Origin of the sequence: Paraburkholderia strydomiana (genome assembly GCF_031456815.1) — a bacterium.
GTDB lineage: Bacteria > Pseudomonadota > Gammaproteobacteria > Burkholderiales > Burkholderiaceae > Paraburkholderia > Paraburkholderia caledonica.
The window spans coordinates 261,211-280,401 of record NZ_JAVDVL010000004.1; the positions used below are offsets into that span (position 1 = coordinate 261,211).

General features: G+C 61.8%; 18 protein-coding genes. 7 read left to right on the top strand and 11 right to left on the bottom strand.

Features of this window, described 5'->3' with window-relative positions; all coding sequences use genetic code 11:
• Nucleotides 1-228: 228 nt before the first annotated feature.
• The 3 genes from J2W46_RS13605 to J2W46_RS13615 are packed head-to-tail and all read left to right on the top strand — an operon-like array spanning nucleotide 229 to nucleotide 3,247.
• The gene (locus J2W46_RS13605) at nucleotides 229-1,167 is read left to right on the top strand and encodes a glycosyltransferase family 2 protein (protein WP_310354384.1); all 939 of its coding nucleotides are present in this window, start codon (nucleotides 229-231) and stop codon (nucleotides 1,165-1,167) included.
• On the top strand, nucleotides 1,164-1,550 hold the full coding sequence (locus tag J2W46_RS13610) for a GtrA family protein (RefSeq protein ID WP_310354385.1): 387 nt from the start codon (nucleotides 1,164-1,166) through the stop codon (nucleotides 1,548-1,550). Before J2W46_RS13605 ends, J2W46_RS13610 begins: the two co-directional genes overlap by 4 nt.
• Nucleotides 1,551-1,570: 20 nt before the next feature.
• Nucleotides 1,571-3,247, top strand: a complete 1,677-nt coding sequence (locus tag J2W46_RS13615) for a hypothetical protein (protein ID WP_310354387.1) — start codon at nucleotides 1,571-1,573, stop codon at nucleotides 3,245-3,247.
• A 789-nt stretch (nucleotides 3,248-4,036) separates the two neighbouring features.
• Here J2W46_RS13615 and galE read toward each other — a convergent pair.
• Genes galE through J2W46_RS13635 form a run of 4 tightly spaced genes read right to left on the bottom strand, consistent with a single transcriptional unit; the run spans nucleotide 4,037 to nucleotide 8,366 of the window.
• Nucleotides 4,037-5,059, bottom strand: a complete 1,023-nt coding sequence (galE, locus tag J2W46_RS13620; RefSeq protein ID WP_310354389.1) for a UDP-glucose 4-epimerase GalE — start codon at nucleotides 5,057-5,059, stop codon at nucleotides 4,037-4,039.
• Between the two features lie 12 nt (nucleotides 5,060-5,071).
• The gene (locus tag J2W46_RS13625; RefSeq protein WP_310354391.1) at nucleotides 5,072-6,220 is read right to left on the bottom strand and encodes a glycosyltransferase family 4 protein; all 1,149 of its coding nucleotides are present in this window, start codon (nucleotides 6,218-6,220) and stop codon (nucleotides 5,072-5,074) included.
• Between the two features lie 53 nt (nucleotides 6,221-6,273).
• Nucleotides 6,274-7,107 carry a glycosyltransferase gene (locus J2W46_RS13630; protein WP_131318428.1) on the bottom strand — a complete coding sequence of 278 codons (834 nt, stop codon included), beginning with the start codon at nucleotides 7,105-7,107 and terminating at the stop codon, nucleotides 6,274-6,276.
• Nucleotides 7,104-8,366, bottom strand: coding sequence for an oligosaccharide flippase family protein (locus J2W46_RS13635; protein ID WP_087751399.1), 1,263 nt, complete (start codon nucleotides 8,364-8,366; stop codon nucleotides 7,104-7,106). Before J2W46_RS13635 ends, J2W46_RS13630 begins: the two co-directional genes overlap by 4 nt.
• 260 nt (nucleotides 8,367-8,626) lie before the next feature.
• Between J2W46_RS13635 and J2W46_RS13640 the strand changes: the two genes are divergently transcribed.
• From J2W46_RS13640 to waaA, 4 genes are all read left to right on the top strand, one after another.
• A complete protein-coding gene (locus J2W46_RS13640; RefSeq protein ID WP_020065107.1) occupies nucleotides 8,627-10,021 on the top strand; it encodes a phosphomannomutase/phosphoglucomutase in 1,395 nt (464 codons plus the stop codon).
• 256 nt (nucleotides 10,022-10,277) lie between these two features.
• Nucleotides 10,278-11,279 (top strand): lipopolysaccharide heptosyltransferase I, encoded by a 1,002-nt coding sequence (gene waaC / locus J2W46_RS13645; RefSeq protein ID WP_020065108.1) that lies wholly within the window; start codon nucleotides 10,278-10,280, stop codon nucleotides 11,277-11,279.
• A 49-nt stretch (nucleotides 11,280-11,328) separates the two neighbouring features.
• Nucleotides 11,329-12,213, top strand: coding sequence for a Kdo hydroxylase family protein (locus J2W46_RS13650; protein ID WP_020065109.1), 885 nt, complete (start codon nucleotides 11,329-11,331; stop codon nucleotides 12,211-12,213).
• Between the two features lie 139 nt (nucleotides 12,214-12,352).
• Nucleotides 12,353-13,660 (top strand): lipid IV(A) 3-deoxy-D-manno-octulosonic acid transferase, encoded by a 1,308-nt coding sequence (gene waaA / locus J2W46_RS13655; protein WP_310354394.1) that lies wholly within the window; start codon nucleotides 12,353-12,355, stop codon nucleotides 13,658-13,660.
• A gap of 36 nt (nucleotides 13,661-13,696) precedes the next feature.
• On the opposite strand, the gene ureG is transcribed toward waaA, so the two are convergent.
• The 7 genes from ureG to J2W46_RS13690 all read right to left on the bottom strand — a co-directional run bounded on the left by ureG (nucleotide 13,697) and on the right by J2W46_RS13690 (nucleotide 19,019).
• Nucleotides 13,697-14,350 carry an urease accessory protein UreG gene (ureG, locus tag J2W46_RS13660; protein WP_020065111.1) on the bottom strand — a complete coding sequence of 218 codons (654 nt, stop codon included), beginning with the start codon at nucleotides 14,348-14,350 and terminating at the stop codon, nucleotides 13,697-13,699.
• Between the two features lie 11 nt (nucleotides 14,351-14,361).
• Nucleotides 14,362-15,042 (bottom strand): urease accessory protein UreF, encoded by a 681-nt coding sequence (locus J2W46_RS13665; protein ID WP_310354699.1) that lies wholly within the window; start codon nucleotides 15,040-15,042, stop codon nucleotides 14,362-14,364.
• Nucleotides 15,029-15,673 (bottom strand): urease accessory protein UreE, encoded by a 645-nt coding sequence (gene ureE / locus J2W46_RS13670; RefSeq protein WP_310354396.1) that lies wholly within the window; start codon nucleotides 15,671-15,673, stop codon nucleotides 15,029-15,031. Before ureE ends, J2W46_RS13665 begins: the two co-directional genes overlap by 14 nt.
• 2 nt (nucleotides 15,674-15,675) lie before the next feature.
• On the bottom strand, nucleotides 15,676-17,382 hold the full coding sequence (ureC, locus tag J2W46_RS13675; protein WP_020065114.1) for an urease subunit alpha: 1,707 nt from the start codon (nucleotides 17,380-17,382) through the stop codon (nucleotides 15,676-15,678).
• 55 nt (nucleotides 17,383-17,437) lie between these two features.
• Complete coding sequence (locus J2W46_RS13680; protein WP_020065115.1) at nucleotides 17,438-17,743, bottom strand: urease subunit beta; 306 nt, start codon at nucleotides 17,741-17,743, stop codon at nucleotides 17,438-17,440.
• Nucleotides 17,744-17,779: 36 nt separating this feature from the next.
• The gene (ureA, locus tag J2W46_RS13685; RefSeq protein WP_006048588.1) at nucleotides 17,780-18,082 is read right to left on the bottom strand and encodes an urease subunit gamma; all 303 of its coding nucleotides are present in this window, start codon (nucleotides 18,080-18,082) and stop codon (nucleotides 17,780-17,782) included.
• A gap of 133 nt (nucleotides 18,083-18,215) precedes the next feature.
• A complete protein-coding gene (locus J2W46_RS13690; RefSeq protein ID WP_020065117.1) occupies nucleotides 18,216-19,019 on the bottom strand; it encodes a transporter substrate-binding domain-containing protein in 804 nt (267 codons plus the stop codon).
• Nucleotides 19,020-19,191 lie beyond the last annotated feature (172 nt).

Consider the following 19,191-nt stretch of genomic DNA (forward strand, 5'->3'; position numbering starts at 1 on the left):
CTTCTTTTACCAAATTACATGGCACGCCATCCTGCCGAGTTGCGAACGATTCTGCGGCGGGGAGCGGCACCGTGGCTCCATTCGCCACGGTGCAAGTTCGTTGCGCTCAACGAAACTCTATTAAAATAGACCACTTACTTGGCGAGTTATCCGCTCAATCCGTGGCTGCCTGTGCCGCTGCGGAACGCGTGGTCCCGTGCCGTAACCCGAGCATTTCTCTATCACAGAATGTCCGCACAAACTGCACATCGCATTGCCATTCTCATCCCTTGCCTTAACGAAGCCGCAACGATCGCTGCCGTAGTGCGGGATTTCAAAGCTGTCGTGTCCGGATGTGAAGTGCACGTGTTCGACAACAACTCGACCGACGCAACGGTTGAAGTGGCGAAGAATGCTGGCGCTCATGTCCGGACGGTGGCGCTGCGCGGCAAAGGAAACGTCATCCGGCGAATGTTCGCCGACGTCGAGGCAGACATCTACGTGCTCGTCGACGGCGATGACACCTATGATGCGAGTGCAACGCCGGCAATGATCGACGCCCTTCTTGCGGAAGGGCTCGATATGGTCGTTGGCACTCGGGTTTCCGAAGAGCACGCTGCCTATCGATTCGGGCATCGTTTCGGGAACGTCCTCCTGACACGCTGTGTATCGTCCATCTTTGGCCGGACTTTCACAGACATGCTCTCGGGGTTCCGGGTCTTCTCGCGTCGATATGTGAAGTCGTTTCCTGCTCACGCATCGGGCTTCGAGACAGAAACGGAACTGACGGTCCATGCGCTCGAGCTGCGCATGCCCGTAGCGGAGACGGGTACGATATACAAATCTCGTCCCGAAGGGTCAGCCAGCAAGCTCAACACCTACCGCGACGGCTTCCGAATCCTCATGACGATCGCCAGGCTCTTCAAGACAGAGAAGCCATTGGCGTTTTTCTCGCTCGGATCCGGATTGTGCGCCCTCATTTCCATCCTGCTCGCCATACCGTTGTTCGACACGTTCATCCGCACAGGTCTCGTACCGCGCTTGCCGACAGCACTGATGTGCGTCGCCCTGATGCTGTTCGGCGCAATCCTGCTGGTATGCGGTATCGTCCTTGATACCGTCACGCACGGACGAGCGGAATCGAAGCGCCTCGCCTACCTGGCGATCCCTGGTCCCCGTCGGGCATGATGAAGTCGCAGGTCATCCGATTCGCCATTGCAGGCGCCATCGGATTCGCAGCGGACGCTGGTGTCCTGTACTTCGCGCTTGCGTGCCGATCCGGTCCATTCTTCGGCCGGGTCGTGTCGTTTCTAGCCGCCGTGTGGGTGACCTGGCGGATCAATCGTCAATACACCTTCCGTGACCGGGGGCAGCGTTCCGCGTGGGCGGAATGGTGGCGCTACCTGCTGTCCATGTTGAGCGGCGCAAGCATCAATTACGCGGTGTATTCGCTCATCATCATCAGCGGGCCTCGTAGTTCATGGCTGCCGCTGATCGGGGTCGCCTGCGGATCGCTCGCAGGGATGTTCGTCAATTTCTTCGCAGCCAAATTTTGGGCCTTCCGAAATTAGGCCGTACCTTACGCACCCAAATGAATACCACGACCGTGCAGAACCGAACGCATTGGCTTCGAGGCCTCAGCATCAACAGCCCTCGCGCCGTAAAGCATGCGTGTTGGATCGTTCCGATCATCTTTGGACTGTACTCACTGAGTAAGGGCGCTGATTCAAACTGGGACCTGCGCAACTATCACCTATACAACGCCTTTGCATTCGTTCACGGGAAGTTATCGATCGATCTTGCTCCCGCCGGGATGCAAAGCTATTTCAATCCGCTGTTGGATATTCCGTTTTACTTCATGGCGATGCATCTGCCCGCGATGGTTGTCGGGTTCGTGATGGGCGTCGTTCACGGGCTGAATTTCCCCCTGCTGCTCGGTATCTGCCTTATGACGCTAAGTCATGTTCCCGAGGCAACCCGTTATCGAACGGCATTCTGGCTTGCACTCGCGGGCTGCGTCACCGCCAACTTTCTATCAGCGATCGGTAACACGATGGGCGATAACACGACATCGCTCGCAAGTCTCGGTGCTTTGCTCATCGTGCTGCACGTCTGGCCGCGACTGGCGCAGTTCCGCATACCCGTGATCGCGACACTGCTTCTCGCCGGTTTCGTGTCCGGGGCGGGTGCCGGACTCAAACTGACGACAGCTGTCTTTTCTGTTGCGCTATGCGGCGGCCTCCTGTTCGCGCCAGTGTCGATACCTTCGCGCCTGCGCGCGGCATTCGTATTTGGCGTTGGCGTGCTAGCTGGCCTTGCAACGACCGGCGGTTTCTGGTTCGCCGAACTTTGGCACCGGTACGGCAACCCGTTGTATCCGCAATTCAGTTCCGTTTTCCCTAGTGCGCTGACCTCGCCGGTGTCAGTTGTTGACACTGTCTGGCTTCCGAAGAGTTTCCTCGAAGCGATCGTCTTTCCTTTCATTTTCTCGCTCAATCCTTACCGTGTCGGACAGGCGCGCCTGCATCAGGCGATATGGGCCGTAGCATACGCGTGTTTCTGGTGCTGGGCCCTGACCGTGGCGGTTCGAAAAGCGAAGGGAGTCGCAGCGCCTCAATTGCCAGGCCGGGGTCGGTACGTGGTCGCGTACGTCGCGATCGGGTATCTGGTATGGATGAAACTGTTTAGCATTCAACGGTATCTCGTTGGAATCGAACTGTGCTTACCGCTCGTCGTCTATATGTTAGTCGGCCAGATGCTTACGTACCGGAGAGCGATTGGCGTCTCGAGAACGATGCTCGTCATATGTTCGCTCATCGTGTTGATTGGCGGTGCGCGTTCGTGGGGCCACGAGGCATGGAGCAAGAAGACATTTTCGATTGACCTGCCGCCGCTTCCAACGCCGGAGAACACGACGGTGCTGTTGACCTCGGGCGACCCGCCACTCGGTTGGATGGTCGCGCTCTTCCCTGAGAACGTTGCGTTCGCCGCTGTCGTGTCAGCATTTCCACAGGCAAGGCCAGCGTACGACAATAAGGTCCACGCCATGGCTCGCACAAGGGGAGGACCGCTGTACGCCCTGATTCCCGGCTACTGGACACATGGAGAGTACGACCAGGCCAAGAACTTGACTGAGATCGTTAATTCTAAAGCTGTCCTTGCGAACTATGGATTTGTGCTCGACGCCAGCTCCTGCAAGCTTTATAAAGCCCACATCGGCGCGGGCACTTCTCCCTATCAGTGGTGCCGCGTCACCAGCATAAGATAATCAACGAGGTGAAAGCTGACCGACGCATCGGGCAAGCAAGGCGACGGAGTACGACCGATGTCTTTAGCGCTAGGCCTCAGAGCCCTTCCCATGTTGTCTCCGACATCGCACCGCGGTATGCGGTTGTTAAGGGTCCGACTGCTGCCTTATAAGACAGCATCGACGGCGAAGCGCCTAGTCGGCTCGTCTTTGGAGCGAGTTCGGCTTCGAACGGTCCGCTTCCGTCTGTTTGGCTAACTGATAGTCTGCTGTCTGATCTGCCTCAACTTTGCTCCAGGTGCGCAGTTTGGCAAGGAGGCATCCAGCATGAGCTCAGTTGACCGACAGTCGCTTCCTACGCGAGACAACTGTATCACTGGCCTAACGTTGACGCGTTCGTGTCAACGCCAACGGTGACGATGTGAACTCGAATCAAAGTTCGGCTTAGGGGGTTCATCCAAATGGTCTTATTCTGGCTGTTAGCTCGAACCGATAGGCTCCAGCGATAGTTGCATCGTTTCGCATTAGTAACTGCCTCGCGCGGTGCAGGATTCGAAAGTTGGTTGCTCGCATTAGACCATACGGCGTTCCAAAAATGACTGGGCGGTCGGCTTGGGCTGACTCTGTTCTACGGTCCATCGGATAGCGGCTTAACCAGAGTGCGGCGGCGCATTTGAAGGAGTAGGGAAAAAGGTAGCGCTGGAGTTGAACTGGGGCGAGGAAGAATCCAGTAGGCAAAGCGGGACGTGAAGCGGAAAGAGGCGGACATGCCGTCTTTCACCGCATGCCCGCAACCTTCTTGCGACCGAATCAGTTAAAGCCGTCCGGATTCGCCGACTGCCACCGCCAGTGATCCGCACACATTCTTTCGATGCCGAACTCCGCGCGCCAGCCGAGCAGTTCCAATGCGGCGCGCGGATCGGCAAAGCATGACGCCACATCGCCCGGACGGCGCGCCACGATCTCATACGGCACCGGCCGCCCCGACGCCTTCTCGAACGCCTTCACGACGTCGATCACGCTGTAACCCTGGCCCGTCCCCAGATTCACGACGAAGCTCGCGTCGCGTTTGACGAGCGCATCGAGCGCGGCCAGATGCCCGCGCGCGAGATCCACCACGTGAATATAGTCGCGCACACCGGTGCCGTCGGGCGTTTCATAGTCGCCGCCGAACACGCGCAGCTTGGCGAGCTTGCCGACCGCGACTTGCGCGACATACGGCATCAGGTTGTTGGGAACGCCCGCCGGATCTTCGCCGATCAGCCCGCTTTCATGCGCGCCGACCGGATTGAAATAGCGCAGCGTGGCAATGCGCCAAGAGGGATCGGCCACTTCGAGATCGCGCAACACCTGTTCGGCAATCAGCTTCGACTGACCATACGGATTCGTGGCCGACAGCGGAAACGACTCGTCGATGGGCGAGCTTTTCGGCACACCGTACACGGTCGCCGAAGAACTGAACACGAACTGCTTCACGTTGCGATCGCGCATCACGCCGAGCAGCGCGAGCAGGCTGCCCACGTTGTTGCTGTAGTACTCGATCGGCTTCGCAACCGACTCGCCCACCGCTTTCAGCGCGGCAAAGTGGATGGCGCCGGTAATCGGGTGCGCGTCGAACACACGGTTGAGCGCCGCCTCGTCGCGCGCGTCCGCTTCGTAGAACGCAACGGCGCGGCCTGCGATTCGCTCCACGCGTTGCAGCGACTCGCGGTTGCTATTCACAAGATTGTCGATTACCACGACGTCGTAGCCACCGTTCAGCAGTTCAACGCAGGTGTGCGAACCGATGAAGCCCGCGCCGCCCGTTACCAGAATCGTGCCCTTCGTGGTCATGCTGTTGCTCCGTTAAAGTAAAACGCCTGTCATTTTTTGCACCAGGTCCTTATACGTTTCGACGACGACGCGTTCGTCGAACTCCTGCGCGACTTTCTGCCGGCCGCGTTCTGCCAAGGCGCGGCGCTCGGCGACGCTCATATCGAGCATTCCGGCGAGCGCCGCGGCGAGGCTTTCTGCGCTGCGCGCTTCGCAAAGCAGTCCATTGACCCCGTGTGCTACCACCTCGCGGCAGCCCGGCACGTCGGTCGTGACAATCGGCCGGCCCATCGCCGATGCTTCCATCAGCGTGCGCGGCACGCCTTCGCGATACGACGGCAAGACGACGCAATCCGCATCGGCGATAAAAGGCCGTACGTCATGCGCCTCGCCGAGATAGTCGATGATGCCTTCCCGTTCCCAGGCCGCCACTTCGTCGCGCGTGATCGCGCTCGGGTTGTCGACGCCGACCGGACCGAGTAGCTGAAAACGCGCTTGCGGATAACGTTGGCGAAGCTGCCGTGCAGCCTCCACGTATTCGCCGACGCCTTTGTCCCACAGCAAACGGCCAATCAGAACGAACTTGAATTCCGCGCGCTCGGGCAGAGGTGTAAAGCCGAACTGTTCGAGATCGACGCCTTCACCGTGCAACAGCCGGGCGCGTTCAGGATGCACTAACAAATTCTGTTCGACAAACGCTGTCTGATCGTCGCGATTCAAAAACCAGATTTCGCGCGGAAAACGGAACGCGAAACGATACAGCTTTTTGGCCACCAGCGCGGCGCGGCTTCGCTGGATGAACACATAACCGAGCCCCGTCGTCACCGCAACCGACTGCACGCCCGCCAGTTTGGCCGCTATCGAGCCATAGATATTCGGCTTGATTGTGTAATGAAACACCACGTGCGGGCGAATCGCGCGATAGCGCCGGTACAGCGTGTACAACGTGCGCAGGTCGTCGCGCGGATCGGTGCCTTTGGAGGCGACCGGCAATTCGATGCAGCGGCAGCCCATGGCCGTGAGCAACTCGAACGTGCGGTCGCGCGGCGCGAGCACCGTCACGTCGACGCCGCGTCCCACCAGCATGCGAATCAGCCCTTGCCGATACGTGTAGATTGCCCAGGCGGTGTTACACACGAGTGTAATGCGCAACGCGGGCGTCGACTTCAAGGCTGGCTTCATGCGGGAACGTGCTCGGCGGTGAATGAAAGGACGAACGGACGTGACAAGGCGGATCAATGACTCGCGCGCGGCGCGAGCAGGCTGCGTTTGACCCGCTGCAACGCGCGGTACGGTGTCACGAGATGCAGCAGATTTTTGGCGAGGCCAAACCAGTCGTAGGGATTCGCGACGTTGAAGTAGCGCAGTTGCAGCCGCAGTGTCGAGAGCACCTGGCGGCGGCGTCTCGTCGCGCTGATGCCGCCTTCGTTCAGTTCGTAGTAAAGACCCAGTTCCGGCAGGTTCGCGCAGTCGTAACGTTCCATCAGACGCACGAACAGATCGAGGTCTTCCGCCGACGGATAGGCCGCGCGGTAATTGCCGACGGCGCGCACGGCGTCGATACGCAGCATCATGGAAGGATGCGCGAGGCATGAGCGGAAGAACCGCAGTCGGCGAATTGCCGCAGGCTCGGCGGGCGGCGTCAGCATGAAAAGGGGTGCGCCCGCACGCGTGACCACCTGCGTCCACATGCCGAGCCCGGCCACTTGCGGATGCGCTTCCATGTATGCGCGCTGCTTCGCAAGCCGTTGCGGCACGCTGCGGTCGCCCGCGTCTATACGAGCGGCATAGCGAAAGCCGCGCTGCGCGAGCGCGTCGATACCGGTTTGCAACGCACGCTCGATGCCGCCGTTCTGCGGCATGCGCAACACTTCGATTTGCAGGTTCGCAAGCGTTGGCGCGACGATGGGCGGCGTGCTGCCGTCATCGACGATCAGAACGTGCACCAGCGCACTTTCATTGAACGACGCGAGCGTAAGATCGACGTCGGCCTGGCCGTTGTAGGCGGGCATCAGCACCGCGACGTCATCGAGGCAGTGCGGCGGCGTGTCGACGGCGGTAAGCGTCATGGGTGCAATTTGAAACGGATGTAATAAAGATTAACCGACGCCGCCGCGAGATAACCGCATGCAAGGCCCACGAGCGCGCCATAAGCGCCGAGCCGCGGAATGGCCAGCAGATTGACGACGAACGCAACGGCGAGCGCGAGCAGCCATTTGAACAGCAACACGAACTTCGCCTGATATTTGAGAACGACCAGATTGCCGATTGCCTCGATGCCGGCGGGCACGGAGAGCCAAACCGCCCAGCGGAAAATTTCGATCGCGCCTTCGAAGCCCGGCCCGAACACGCGGCGAATGATAAAGCCGGCGAGCAGATCGAGCACCGCGGCGCCCGCGACCATCAACGCGGCGGTCATTGCGGTAAGGCGCCAGACGTTGCGGCGCAACTGTGCGGCCTGCTGCACACGGTAGACGAACGCCGGCGCGATGGTCTGCGCGAGCATCAGCGCGAGCGTGATCCAGTTTTCGTTCAACTGCTGCGCTGCCGAATAGCGGCCGAGATCGGCGAACGAAATGGCCCGCTCCAACATGAGCCGATCCAGTTTCAGGAACAGATACATACAGATCAGGCCGAGCCAGAACACCGTGCCCGCGCTCGCGAAGTGCTTGAAGAGAGAGCGGTCGAAATGTAACCGCAGCTTGCCGCCATGCCGACGAATGTAATAGACCACCAGTACACTGCCGATGGCCGCAGACTCGAGCGCCCACAGCCAGCCGAAGCGCGCCGGTTGCGCAGCGGCGCGCACGAGCAGATAGACGAAGCCAGCCTTGATAACCGCCGTACTCATGCTGGTGAGCAATTGCGGCTTGCTGTACGTCATGCTCTGCAGCCACGCATTGATCACGCCGACGAACGGTTCGCGAAACAGCATCGTGACGGCGAGTCCCGCGAGCATCGCGCCGACGAGCGGATCGAACAGATTGAGCGCAATGCCGAGCCACGTCAGCAGCAATGCTGCGACCGACACCGAAAAGCGCAGTGCGAACGCGCTGCCGAGCACGGTGCCGAGCTGCGCGGGCGGCCGCTCGACGATGGTGGGCACGAGAATCTCTGCGCCGCATACCCAGGTGACAGGCGAGAGCACCAGCAGCAGTGTATTGGCGTATTGCCATTTGCCGAACGTGTCCGGCCCGAAGTAACGCGCGAGCATGCCGCTGATTGCAATGGCCACGCCGATTTGCGTGAGCCGTTCGAGGCCAAGCCAGACAATGTTCGTGAAGGCGCGCGTGACGTCGGGATTGGCAAAGCGCTTGAGCGTCAGCATCCGGTAAGTGCCTGCCAATGCGTTCGGCGCGATTCTGCCCACCTGGCTGGCCGTCGAGGCACGGGCGGCCTTGGCAACTTTACAAATGGAGGGCGTCTAAGCATTAGAATGGTGTTACCAGGCTGGTCCTAAAAGCGCAATTATAAGTTGGAACCGGATTGCTTCCGGCAAGGGCGCAGCATCATGTCCGATCGCTATGATTTACCGATTCAGCATGACTGCGCCGGTCAAAATTTTCCATTGCACGCAAGTGAGCCAACATGATCTCCAAATCTATTTTCAAGGCATATGACATTCGCGGCGTAATCGGCAAGACGCTCGATGCCGATGCAGCGCGTTCGATCGGCCGTGCGTTCGGCAGCGAAGTGCGTGCACAAGGCGGCGACGCCGTGGTGGTCGCGCGTGACGGTCGCCTGTCGGGCCCGGAATTGATCCAGGCATTGTCGGACGGGCTGCGTGCGGCCGGCGTCGACGTGGTCAATGTCGGCATGGTGCCAACCCCGGTCGGCTACTTTGCGGCGAGCGTGCCGTTGCAACTCGAAGGCGGCGAACGGCGTATCGATTCGTGCATCGTCGTGACCGGTAGTCATAATCCGCCGGACTACAACGGCTTCAAGATGGTGCTGCGCGGCTCCGCGATTTACGGCGACCAGATCCTCGCGCTGCATCAGCGCATCGTCGACGAAAACTTCTCCGAAGGCAGCGGCACCTACGCCGAGTACGACATTGCCGATGCGTATCTCGAGCGCATTGCGAGCGACGTCAAGCTCACGCGCCCGATCAAGATCGTCGTGGACACCGGCAACGGCGTCGCCGGCGGCCTCGCGCCGAAGCTCTTCAAAAAGCTCGGCTGCGAACTCGTCGAACTCTTCACGGAAATCGACGGCAACTTTCCGAACCATCACCCCGATCCGGCGCATCCGGAAAATCTTCAGGACGTGATTCGCGCACTGAAGGAAACGGACGCGGAAATCGGCTTTGCGTTCGACGGCGACGGCGACCGCCTCGGCGTCGTCACCAAAGACGGTCAGATCATTTATCCGGACCGCCAACTGATGCTGTTCGCCGAAGAAGTGCTGTCGCGCAACAAGGGCGCGCAGATCATTTACGACGTGAAGTGCACCCGCAATCTCGCGAAGTGGGTGAAGGACAAGGGCGGCGAGCCGCTCATGTGGAAGACCGGCCACTCGCTCGTGAAGGCGAAGCTGCGCGAAACCGGCGCGCCGCTCGCGGGTGAAATGAGCGGTCACGTGTTCTTCAAGGACCGCTGGTACGGTTTCGACGACGGCCTGTACACGGGCGCGCGTCTGCTGGAAATCCTCACGCGTGTGGAAGACCCGAGCAAGCTGCTCAACTCGCTGCCCAACTCGAACTCCACGCCCGAACTGCAACTGAAACTGGAGGAAGGCGAGAACTTCGAACTCATCGCACGCTTGCAGCAGAACGCGAAATTCACCGGCGCCGACGACGTCGTGAAGATCGACGGCCTGCGCGTCGAGTACCCCGATGGCTTCGGCCTCGCGCGTTCGTCGAACACCACGCCGGTCGTGGTCATGCGTTTTGAAGCCGATAACGACGCGGCACTCAAGCGCATTCAGGAAGACTTCCGCCGCGTGATTCTCGCGGAGAAGGCCGACGCAAAGCTGCCGTTCTAAAGGTTCGAACGGCGGGGCTTGCGCTGGCATTGCTGGCATTGCTGGCGAGCCGTGGTCATCGGCCAGAACGCGGCGCGGGTTTCACTTACCGCGCCGCGTTTTTTCATGCCGGTCTGCCAGGTCGCGCTAGAATTGCCGTCCTGGTGACATAACGTCTACGTTCTGTCGTCTCTCGCTGGAAGTCTCACGCGAAGCGCTAGGTTTCGTTGGACTTCTTTCAATGCATCTTCGGGCCGGATAACCGGTTTTCCCACTCTTGAGCGTGCAAAAGATATTGATCGTGAGGGTGTCGTCGTTGGGCGACGTCGTTCACAACATGCCGGTGATCGCCGACATCCGGCGCCGTCATCCCGAGGCGCAGATCGACTGGCTCGTCGAGGAAAGCTTCGTGGGGCTCGTCGAACTCGTGACCGGCGTGCGGCGCGCGATTCCCGTGTCGCTGCGCCGTTGGCGCAAGCGCATCTTGTCGATCGGCAACTGGCGCGAGATAAGTGCATTCCGACGTGCGCTCGCCGCAGAGAACTACGATCTGGTGATCGACTGCCAGGGGCTCATCAAGACCGCGTGGGTCGCGAAGATGGCGCGCGGACCGCTCGTCGGCCTTGCAAATCGCACTGACGGCGCGGGCTTCGAATGGCCGGTGCGCTTCTTTTACGACAAGCGCGTGCCGATCGAGCCGCGCACGCATGTGGTCGAGCGCACGCGGCAACTGGTGGCGGCGGCGCTGAACGACCCGAAGCCGCAACCTACCGACGAAATCGATTTCGGCATCGACACGCGGCGGGCCGCGTTGGCGTTGTCCGCGGCGAATCTCAATCTTCCGGTGCCTTACGTGGTGTTCGTGCATGCAACCTCGCGTGCCGACAAGCAATGGCCCGACACCGCGTGGATCGAGTTGGGGCAGTCGCTTGTGCGGCGCGGCGCGTCGATCGTCTTGCCCTGGGGCAGCGAGGCGGAGCGCGAGACGAGCGAGCGTCTCGCGAAAGAGTTCGGCGCGGCGGCCATCGTGCCGCCCAGGCTGTCGTTGCCGGCGGTGGTCGGTCTGATTGAAGGCGCGGCTGCAACGGTCGGTGTTGACACAGGTCTGGTTCACATCGCGGCGGCGCTTAAGCGGCCCACGGTCGAGTTGTACAATTTCGCGACCGCGTGGCGCACCGGCGGCTACTGGTCGCCGAACGTCGTCAATCTCGGCACGGCAGGGCAACCGCCCACGCTGCAACAGGTGAAGTCCGCGCTTGCCGGCTTCGGACTGTTGTGATTCGTCCGGTGCGCTTCGCCTCACGCGTCATCCGTTTCCAAGGGCGATCATGAACGAAACCCAGATCATCGAAGTAGCGAATGCCGACTGGCACGCGCGCAACCTGTCCGTGCCGCGAGAGACGCTGCTCGCCGGAGTCGAACGCGGCAAGGTGCTGTATTTCCCGAACCTGCGTTTCGCGATTGAAGGCGGCGAGCAGGCGCTGCTCGACCCCGCGCTGGCCGATCCGAACCGCAAGAACATCAGCCTCGAACCGAATGGCGGCGCATTGCATGGCGTGGCCGGCAACGCGGTCACGCAGTCTGCGGTGCGCGCATTGATCGCGCGTTATCAAACGAATGCGCGCACGCTCGTCGACGGGCTCTTTCCCGAATACAACGGCAAGCTGCGCGTCGCGCCCACGAGTTTGCGGCTGCATCAGGTCGAAACACGGCAAACGTCATGGCGCAAGGACGATAGCCGCTTGCATGTGGACGCCTTTCCGTCGCGGCCCAATTACGGCGAACGCATTCTGCGTGTGTTCACCAACGTCAATCCGAACGGCGTGCCGCGCGTATGGCGAGTCGGCGAACCGTTCGAGGACATGGCCAAACGCTTTCTGCCGCGCATCAAGCCGCAAATGCCGGGCGCGGCGTGGCTGCTGAATCTGTTGCACGTAACGAAATCGCCGCGCAGCGAGTACGACCATCTGATGCTCCATCTGCACGACGGCATGAAGGCCGACATGGAATATCAGAAGACAAGTCCGCAGGAGACCATGCCGTTTCCGCCGGGCAGCGTGTGGGTGTGCTTCTCAGATCAGACTTCGCACGCGGTGATGTCCGGTCAGTTCATGCTCGAGCAGACGTTCTTCCTGCCGGTCAAGGCAATGGTGCAACCCGAATGTGCGCCGCTCGGCATACTTGAACGCCTGAAGGGCAGGGCGCTGGTTTGAGCGCCGCGGTTCGTTCGGGCTCGCCAGACTTTGTGCACCGTCGCGCGCCGATGGCTGATCATGCGGCTGCGCCTGCTCCGTTGCATCCGCACGGTATTTGCGAGCTGCCTGCTGTGCGCTTGCATCATGCGGAGCGCCGATGCTAAGGGCAATCTATAACGCGCTCTGGTGGATCATCGCGCCGGTTGCGGTGCTGCGTCTGCTGATCCGTTCGCGCAAGGAGCGCGGTTATCGGCAACATATCGGCGAGCGCTTCGGCTATGTTCGCGGACGTTTGCCCGAAGACGACGCGCCGTTGATCTGGGTGCACGCGGTGTCGGTCGGTGAGACGCGTGCCGCGCAACCGCTGATCGACGCGCTCATCAAAGCGCGTCCGGACGCACGCATTCTGTTGACTCATATGACGCCCAGCGGTCGCGCGACCGGCGAGCAGATCTTCGGCGACCGCGTGTTGCGCAGCTATCTGCCGTACGACATGCCGCACGCGGTGCGGCGCTTTCTGCGCGCGTGGCGGCCGTCGCTCGGTCTGGTAATGGAAACCGAAGTGTGGCCCACGTTGATCGACGAATGCCGGCGCGCCGACGTTCCATTGGTGTTGACCAACGCGCGGATGTCGGCGCGCTCATATAAGCGGGCCGCCAGATTCGGCGGCGCGACGAAAGACGTGTTCGGCGGCTTTGCGCGTGTGCTGGCGCAGAGCCCATCGGACGCGGAACGGTTGACGGCGCTCGGCGCGCGCAACGTCGCGGTACTCGGCAATCTTAAGTTCGACATGAGCACGCCGCCGGAACTGGCGGCGCGCGGTCATGCGTGGCGCGCGGCAATCGGCGCGCGACCCGTGTGGGTGGCGGCAAGTACACGCGAAGGCGAAGAGGAACTCGTGTTGCAGGCGTTCGCGACCCTCGACGTTGAGAATGCGCTGTTGATTCTCGTGCCGCGCCATCCACAGCGTTTTAATGAGGTTGCAGCGCTCGTCGAGAAAGCCGGGCTGCGACTCGCGCGACGTTCGACGTGGGCACCCGATGCGAAGGTTGCGTCAGCGGCTGTGAGCGGCGGTGTGCCCGCTTTGCCGGCGGACGTGAATGTGCTGCTCGGCGACTCGATGGGCGAACTGGGCGCTTATTACGCGGCCTCGGACCTCGCGTTTATCGGCGGCAGTCTGTTGCCGCTCGGCGGACAGAATCTGATCGAAGCCTGCGCGGTGGGTGTGCCCGTGCTGATCGGGCCGCACGTGTTCAACTTCACGCAGGCCACGGCCGATGCAGTCGCCGCAGGTGCGGCGGTGCAGGTGCAGAATCCGGCCGATCTGGCGCGAGCGCTGCGCGAACTCTTCAACGACAAGGCGCGACGGCTCATGATGGGCGGCGCGGCCTCGGCGTTTGCCGCGCGTCATCGCGGGGCAACCGCGCGCACCGTGGATGTGTTGATGGCGTTGCTGCCGGAGTGAGGACAAGCAAGTGCTGAGGAGGCTCAGCGCTTGCCTTCAAACTTTCAACAGCCCCTTTCGCTCGATAAACCGCACCACGTCGTCCAAGCCGTCGAGCGCCTTCAGATTACTCATCACGAAAGGCCGCTCGCCGCGCATTTTCTTCGCGTCGGACGCCATGACGTCGAGATTCGCACCGACCATCGGCGCGAGGTCCGTCTTGTTGATCACGAGCAGATCCGACTTCGTAATGCCTGGGCCGCCCTTGCGCGGAATCTTCTCGCCGCCTGCCACGTCGATTACGTAAATCGTCAGGTCCGACAGTTCCGGGCTGAAGGTCGCCGCGAGGTTATCGCCGCCCGATTCGATAAAGACAATGTCCGCATCCGGAAAACGCGTGAGCATGCGATCGACAGCTTCGAGGTTGATCGACGCGTCCTCGCGAATCGCGGTATGCGGACAGCCGCCCGTCTCCACACCCATGATCCGCTCGGCCGGCAACGCGCCCGCCACGGTCAACAGGCGCTGATCTTCTTTCGTATAGATATCGTTGGTGATCGCGACGAGGTCGTACTGTTCGCGCATCGCCTTGCAGAGCATTTCGAGCAACGTGGTCTTGCCCGAGCCGACCGGGCCGCCGACGCCCACGCGCAGCGGCGGCAGTTTCTTCGTGCGGACGGACGAGTGAGCGGGATGATGAGGTGCGTTCATGATGGATCGTTTTATGAGCGAAAAAGCCGCGAATATTGCGACTCGTGACGCGCCGACAGAATGCCGAGTTGCGGCGCGAAAGTATTGATATTTTCCGGCGACGTGGCTAAAGCGCGCTCGACCGCCGCATTGATCGGCTCGCGCAACGCGACGATGATGCGTTGCCCCGCCAGTTGTCCCAACGGCACGGCTTTCAATGCGGCGGCGGCCTGGTTCTCGACCCAGCTGAACGCGTACGCGGCAAGAGCGGCGTCGACGGCGGCATCGTGTGCATAGGCTGCAAAAGCGAACGCGGTGGGTTGCGCGAGCGGCGTCATCGAGGCGAGCGTCGCGCGCCGCGCCGCATCGCCCCATTCGAGCGACGTGCACAATTGCCGCAGCGACCAGCCCATCTGTTCGGTCTCACGCCGCAACTCGGCCGACTCGCGGCTCGCGAGGAACTCGCCATTCGCCTGCGCGAGGCCGGGCGCGTCGTGTGTGCGCCAGCGCTCCATCTGGTGCGCGAGAAGCGGCAGTTCGCCATGCGCGAGCACATCGGTGAGGCCGCTCGCGATCCAGGCGCGTGCCGAATCGGCGTCGGTGATCAGTTGCGCTTCGATCGCCGCTTCCAGACCCTGTGAGTAGCTGAAGGCGCCGATAGGCAGCGCCGGTGACGCGAGGTGCAGTAGCGCCGTGAGCTCAGCGATGCGCATGGTGATGGTGATGGTGATGCGCGTGGCCGCAAGATTCGTCGTGGACGTGGCCTTCGTGCCCGTGATCGTGCGCGTGGCCATGCCCGTGCTCGTGATCATGAGAATGCTCATGCCCATGATGCTCGCCGAACACCTGCTGCGCCAATGCGTAGTCTTCGGCAAACGTCTCGTCGTGGCCGTGCTTATGGCCGCCGCCGTATGCGCCAGACTCCGGCTGGAACGGCATCGAAACCTGATCGACCGTCGCGCCGATACGCTTCAGCATATCGGCCAGCACCGGATCGTATTCGAGCTTCAGATAATCCGCGCCGACTTCCACAGGCGTATGACGATTGCCCAGGTGATACGCCGCGCGCGTGAGCGTCAACGCGTCTTTCGCACGGACCACCAGCACGGCTTCCGGCGCGGCGACTATTCGCACGAGACCGCCATCGTCGGCAACGAGCACATCGCCGTCGCGCAGCACGGTGCCGCGCGGCAGCAGTACCGCCACTTCTTCGCCGGTGTCGAGCGTGGCAGCAAGTCTGCTCTTACGACGCTCGTCGAAAGCAAGCGTTAGCGTCGGCGCGCGCTTCACCAGCACCGGCGCGAGTTTGAGATGCGGTGCAACCAGTTTGTCGAGTGTGCGCATGGTCAGAACAGAAAATAGCGTTGCGCCATCGGCAGGACAGTCGCCGGTTCGCAGGTCAGCAGTTGACCGTCGGCGATCACCTGATAGGTTTCTGGATCGACGCTGATCGACGGGCGCCACGCGTTGTGAATCATGTCCGCCTTCGTAATGTTGCGGCAGTTCTTCACAGCCACGATACGCTTGTTCAGGCCATAGCGCTCCGCGACGCCTGCATCGGCGGCGAGTTGCGAAACGAAAGTCAGCGACGTGCGCCCGAGTGCCCCGCCGCGCGTAGCGAACATCTCGCGATAATGCACCGGCTGCGGCGTAGGAATCGACGCGTTCGGATCGCCCATTTGTGCCATTGCGATCATGCCGCCTTTGAGGATCAACGACGGTTTGATGCCGAAAAACGCCGGCTCCCAGAACACGAGATCGGCCCACTTGCCGGGCTCGATCGAACCGACTTCATGCGCAATGCCGTGCGTGATTGCCGGGTTGATCGTGTACTTCGCGACATAGCGCTTCGCGCGGAAATTGTCGTGGCGTGCGGTGTCCTCGGGCAGCGCGCCGCGTTGCACTTTCATCTTGTGCGCGGTCTGCCACGTCCGGATGATGACTTCGCCCACGCGGCCCATCGCCTGCGAATCCGACGACAGCATGGAAAGCGCGCCGAGATCGTGCAGGATGTCTTCCGCGGCGATGGTCTCGCGGCGAATGCGCGATTCGGCGAACGCAATGTCTTCTGCAATCGACGGGTCCAGGTGGTGGCAAACCATCAGCATGTCGAGATGCTCTTCGAGCGTGTTGACGGTGTAGGGCCGCGTCGGATTCGTCGACGAAGGCAGCACGTTCGCTTCGCCGCATACCTTGATGATGTCGGGCGCGTGGCCGCCGCCTGCGCCTTCCGTGTGATACGTATGAATCGTGCGGCCTTTGAACGCCGCCACGGTCGCTTCGACGAAACCCGCTTCGTTCAGCGTATCGGTGTGAATGGCGACCTGCGTGTCGGTGTCGTCGGCGACGGACAGGCAGTTGTCGATTGCGGCCGGCGTCGTGCCCCAGTCTTCGTGCAGCTTCAGGCCGATCGCGCCCGCCGCGATCTGTTCGAGCGCGGGCTCCGGCTGGCTCACGTTGCCCTTGCCGAGGAAGCCGAGGTTCATCGGATAGCCGTCCGCTGCCTGCAGCATGCGTTCGAGATGCCACGGGCCCGGCGTGCAGGTGGTCGCATTGGTGCCCGTTGCCGGACCCGTGCCGCCGCCCAGCATCGTCGTCACGCCGCTGGCGAGCGCTTCTTCGATCTGCTGCGGACTGATGAAGTGAATATGCGTGTCGATGCCGCCCGCCGTCACGATCAGCCCTTCACCGGCGATCACCTCCGTGGATGCGCCGATCGCGATCGTCACGTTCGGCTGAATGTCGGGATTGCCCGCCTTGCCTATCGCTGCGATGCGGCCGTTCTTGATGCCGATGTCGGCCTTCACGATGCCCCAATGGTCGAGAATCACCGCGTTGGTCACAACGGTATCGACGACGTCGGCATGCACGCGTTGCGACTGGCCCATGCCGTCGCGAATCACCTTGCCGCCGCCGAACTTCACTTCTTCGCCGTACGTGGTGAAGTCGCGCTCCACTTCGATCAGCAACTCGGTGTCGGCGAGACGCACGCGGTCGCCGGTGGTGGGGCCGAACATTTCCGCGTATGCGCGGCGGCCAATGCGTAAGGTCATGATGTCAGTCCGGAATTGAGCAGGGCGGTGCAAGCGGATGAGCGCGCGCGGCGCGTCACAGCTTGCCCATCACCTTGCCGTTGAAGCCATAGACGATGCGCTCACCCGCCAGTTCGACGAGTTCGACGGTGCGCTCCTGGCCGGGCTCGAAACGCACGGCGGTGCCCGCGGCGATGTTCAGCCGGAAGCCGCGTGCGGCTTCGCGGTCGAAAGCGAGTGCGTCGTTCACTTCATAGAAGTGGTAATGCGAGCCGATCTGCACCGGCCGGTCGCCGGTATTCGACACGAGCACCGTGACGGTGGCGCGGCCCGCGTTGAGTTCGTGTTCGCCGTCGTCGGTGATGAGTTCGCCGGGAATCATGGGCGTGCCTTAATAGGTTTAGCGGGATTCAGCGGATCAGGGAATCGGATGATGAACCGTGACGAGCTTCGTGCCGTCGGGAAACGTGGCTTCGACCTGGATGTCGGGGATCATCTCGGGCACGCCTTCCATGACGTCGTCACGAGTGAGCAGCGTCGTGCCGTAGTGCATGACCTCGGCGACGGTCTTGCCGTCGCGCGCCGCTTCCATCAGCGCGGCGGTGATGAACGCGACCGCTTCTGGATAATTCAGTTTGAGGCCGCGTGCGCGGCGCCGTTCGGCAAGCAGCGCGGCGGTGAAGATCAGCAGCTTGTCCTTCTCGCGAGGTGTCAGCTTCATCGAATGAGTGCGGTGGGTTGCGCCCGATCCGAAGGAATCGGGCTGCGACAATGATATGCGTTGCGGGTCGCCGATGCGACCCATGCAATGCCGGACAAAACAGTGACGCTATCAAGCCCGGCTAACGACGCGCTTACAGATCCGCGGGCAGCGCTGCGCCGAACCACTTCTTCGACATCGTATTGAGCGTACCGTCCTGCTTGGCTTGCGCAATGGCGGCGTTCACCTTCTGCTGCAGGCGCGGTTCGTTCCTGTTCATACCGACAAAACACGGCGAGTTCTTGATGACGAACTTAGGCTCAGGACGGCGCGGCGGATTCTTAGCCAGAATCGCGGCGGCGACGATGTTGCCCGCAGCGATCAACTGAACCTGGCCCGACAGGAACGCGGCAATGGTCGCGTTGTTGTCCTCGAAGCGTTTGATCGTGGCGTTCGGCGCCATTTGCGTGAGACCGAGTTCTTCGAGCGCGCCGCGCGTCGCGCCGACCGTCTTGCCGGTCAGATCGGCGGGGCCGCTGACCTTGATGTCGGCGGGGCCGAACACGCCCTGATAGTACGGCGCGTAGGCGTTGGAGAAGTCGATCACTTTCTCGCGATCGGGCGTCTTGCCGAGCGAGGAGATCACCAGATCGACCTTGTTCGTTTGCAGATAGGGAATGCGGTTCGCGCTGTTCACGGGCACCAGTTCGAGCTTCACGTTCATCGACTTCGCGAGCAGCGCGGCGGTGTCGATGTCATAACCTTGCGGCTTCATGTCTGGGCCGACCGAACCGAACGGCGGATAGTCTTCCGGCACGGCGACCTTGAGCACGCCTGCCTTGGCGATGTTGTCGAGCGTATCGGCGTGGGCCGCAGGGGCGGTGATTGCGAGGACGGGCGAAACGAGCAGGGCGGCGAGGAGCGTGCGGCGGGCGGAACGAAGCGTTGGTCGGTTCATTTGTAGTAGCTGTGGTGGTGGCGGGCAGGCGGCTGGCGGCGAGGAAGCGGCAGCATCGGCCGCTAGCAACGCAAGGTGTGTGCCATCGTGGTGCGGCGGGGGCTGCTGGGGAGGTTTGCCAGACGACGCACCAGATAGGGGCTCGAGATTGCTTCGAGTTGGTGCGGACCTG

Bases quoted from the DNA above. Each gene is read 5' to 3' on its own strand.
- J2W46_RS13680 (WP_020065115.1), bottom strand. From the start codon at position 17,743: ATGATTCCCGGCGAACTCATCACCGACGACGGCGAACACGAACTCAAC.
- J2W46_RS13610 (WP_310354385.1), top strand. From the start codon at position 1,164: ATGATGAAGTCGCAGGTCATCCGATTCGCCATTGCAGGCGCCATCGGA.
- J2W46_RS13615 (WP_310354387.1), top strand. From the start codon at position 1,571: ATGAATACCACGACCGTGCAGAACCGAACGCATTGGCTTCGAGGCCTC.
- ureG (WP_020065111.1), bottom strand. From the start codon at position 14,350: ATGAACGCACCTCATCATCCCGCTCACTCGTCCGTCCGCACGAAGAAA.
- J2W46_RS13640 (WP_020065107.1), top strand. From the start codon at position 8,627: ATGATCTCCAAATCTATTTTCAAGGCATATGACATTCGCGGCGTAATC.
- ureA (WP_006048588.1), bottom strand. From the start codon at position 18,082: ATGAAGCTGACACCTCGCGAGAAGGACAAGCTGCTGATCTTCACCGCC.
- galE (WP_310354389.1), bottom strand. From the start codon at position 5,059: ATGACCACGAAGGGCACGATTCTGGTAACGGGCGGCGCGGGCTTCATC.
- J2W46_RS13630 (WP_131318428.1), bottom strand. From the start codon at position 7,107: ATGACGCTTACCGCCGTCGACACGCCGCCGCACTGCCTCGATGACGTC.
- J2W46_RS13690 (WP_020065117.1), bottom strand. From the start codon at position 19,019: ATGAACCGACCAACGCTTCGTTCCGCCCGCCGCACGCTCCTCGCCGCC.
- waaA (WP_310354394.1), top strand. From the start codon at position 12,353: ATGCTAAGGGCAATCTATAACGCGCTCTGGTGGATCATCGCGCCGGTT.
- J2W46_RS13650 (WP_020065109.1), top strand. From the start codon at position 11,329: ATGAACGAAACCCAGATCATCGAAGTAGCGAATGCCGACTGGCACGCG.
- J2W46_RS13665 (WP_310354699.1), bottom strand. From the start codon at position 15,042: ATGCGCATCGCTGAGCTCACGGCGCTACTGCACCTCGCGTCACCGGCG.
- J2W46_RS13635 (WP_087751399.1), bottom strand. From the start codon at position 8,366: ATGCTGACGCTCAAGCGCTTTGCCAATCCCGACGTCACGCGCGCCTTC.
- J2W46_RS13605 (WP_310354384.1), top strand. From the start codon at position 229: ATGTCCGCACAAACTGCACATCGCATTGCCATTCTCATCCCTTGCCTT.
- J2W46_RS13625 (WP_310354391.1), bottom strand. From the start codon at position 6,220: ATGAAGCCAGCCTTGAAGTCGACGCCCGCGTTGCGCATTACACTCGTG.
- ureE (WP_310354396.1), bottom strand. From the start codon at position 15,673: ATGCGCACACTCGACAAACTGGTTGCACCGCATCTCAAACTCGCGCCG.
- ureC (WP_020065114.1), bottom strand. From the start codon at position 17,382: ATGACCTTACGCATTGGCCGCCGCGCATACGCGGAAATGTTCGGCCCC.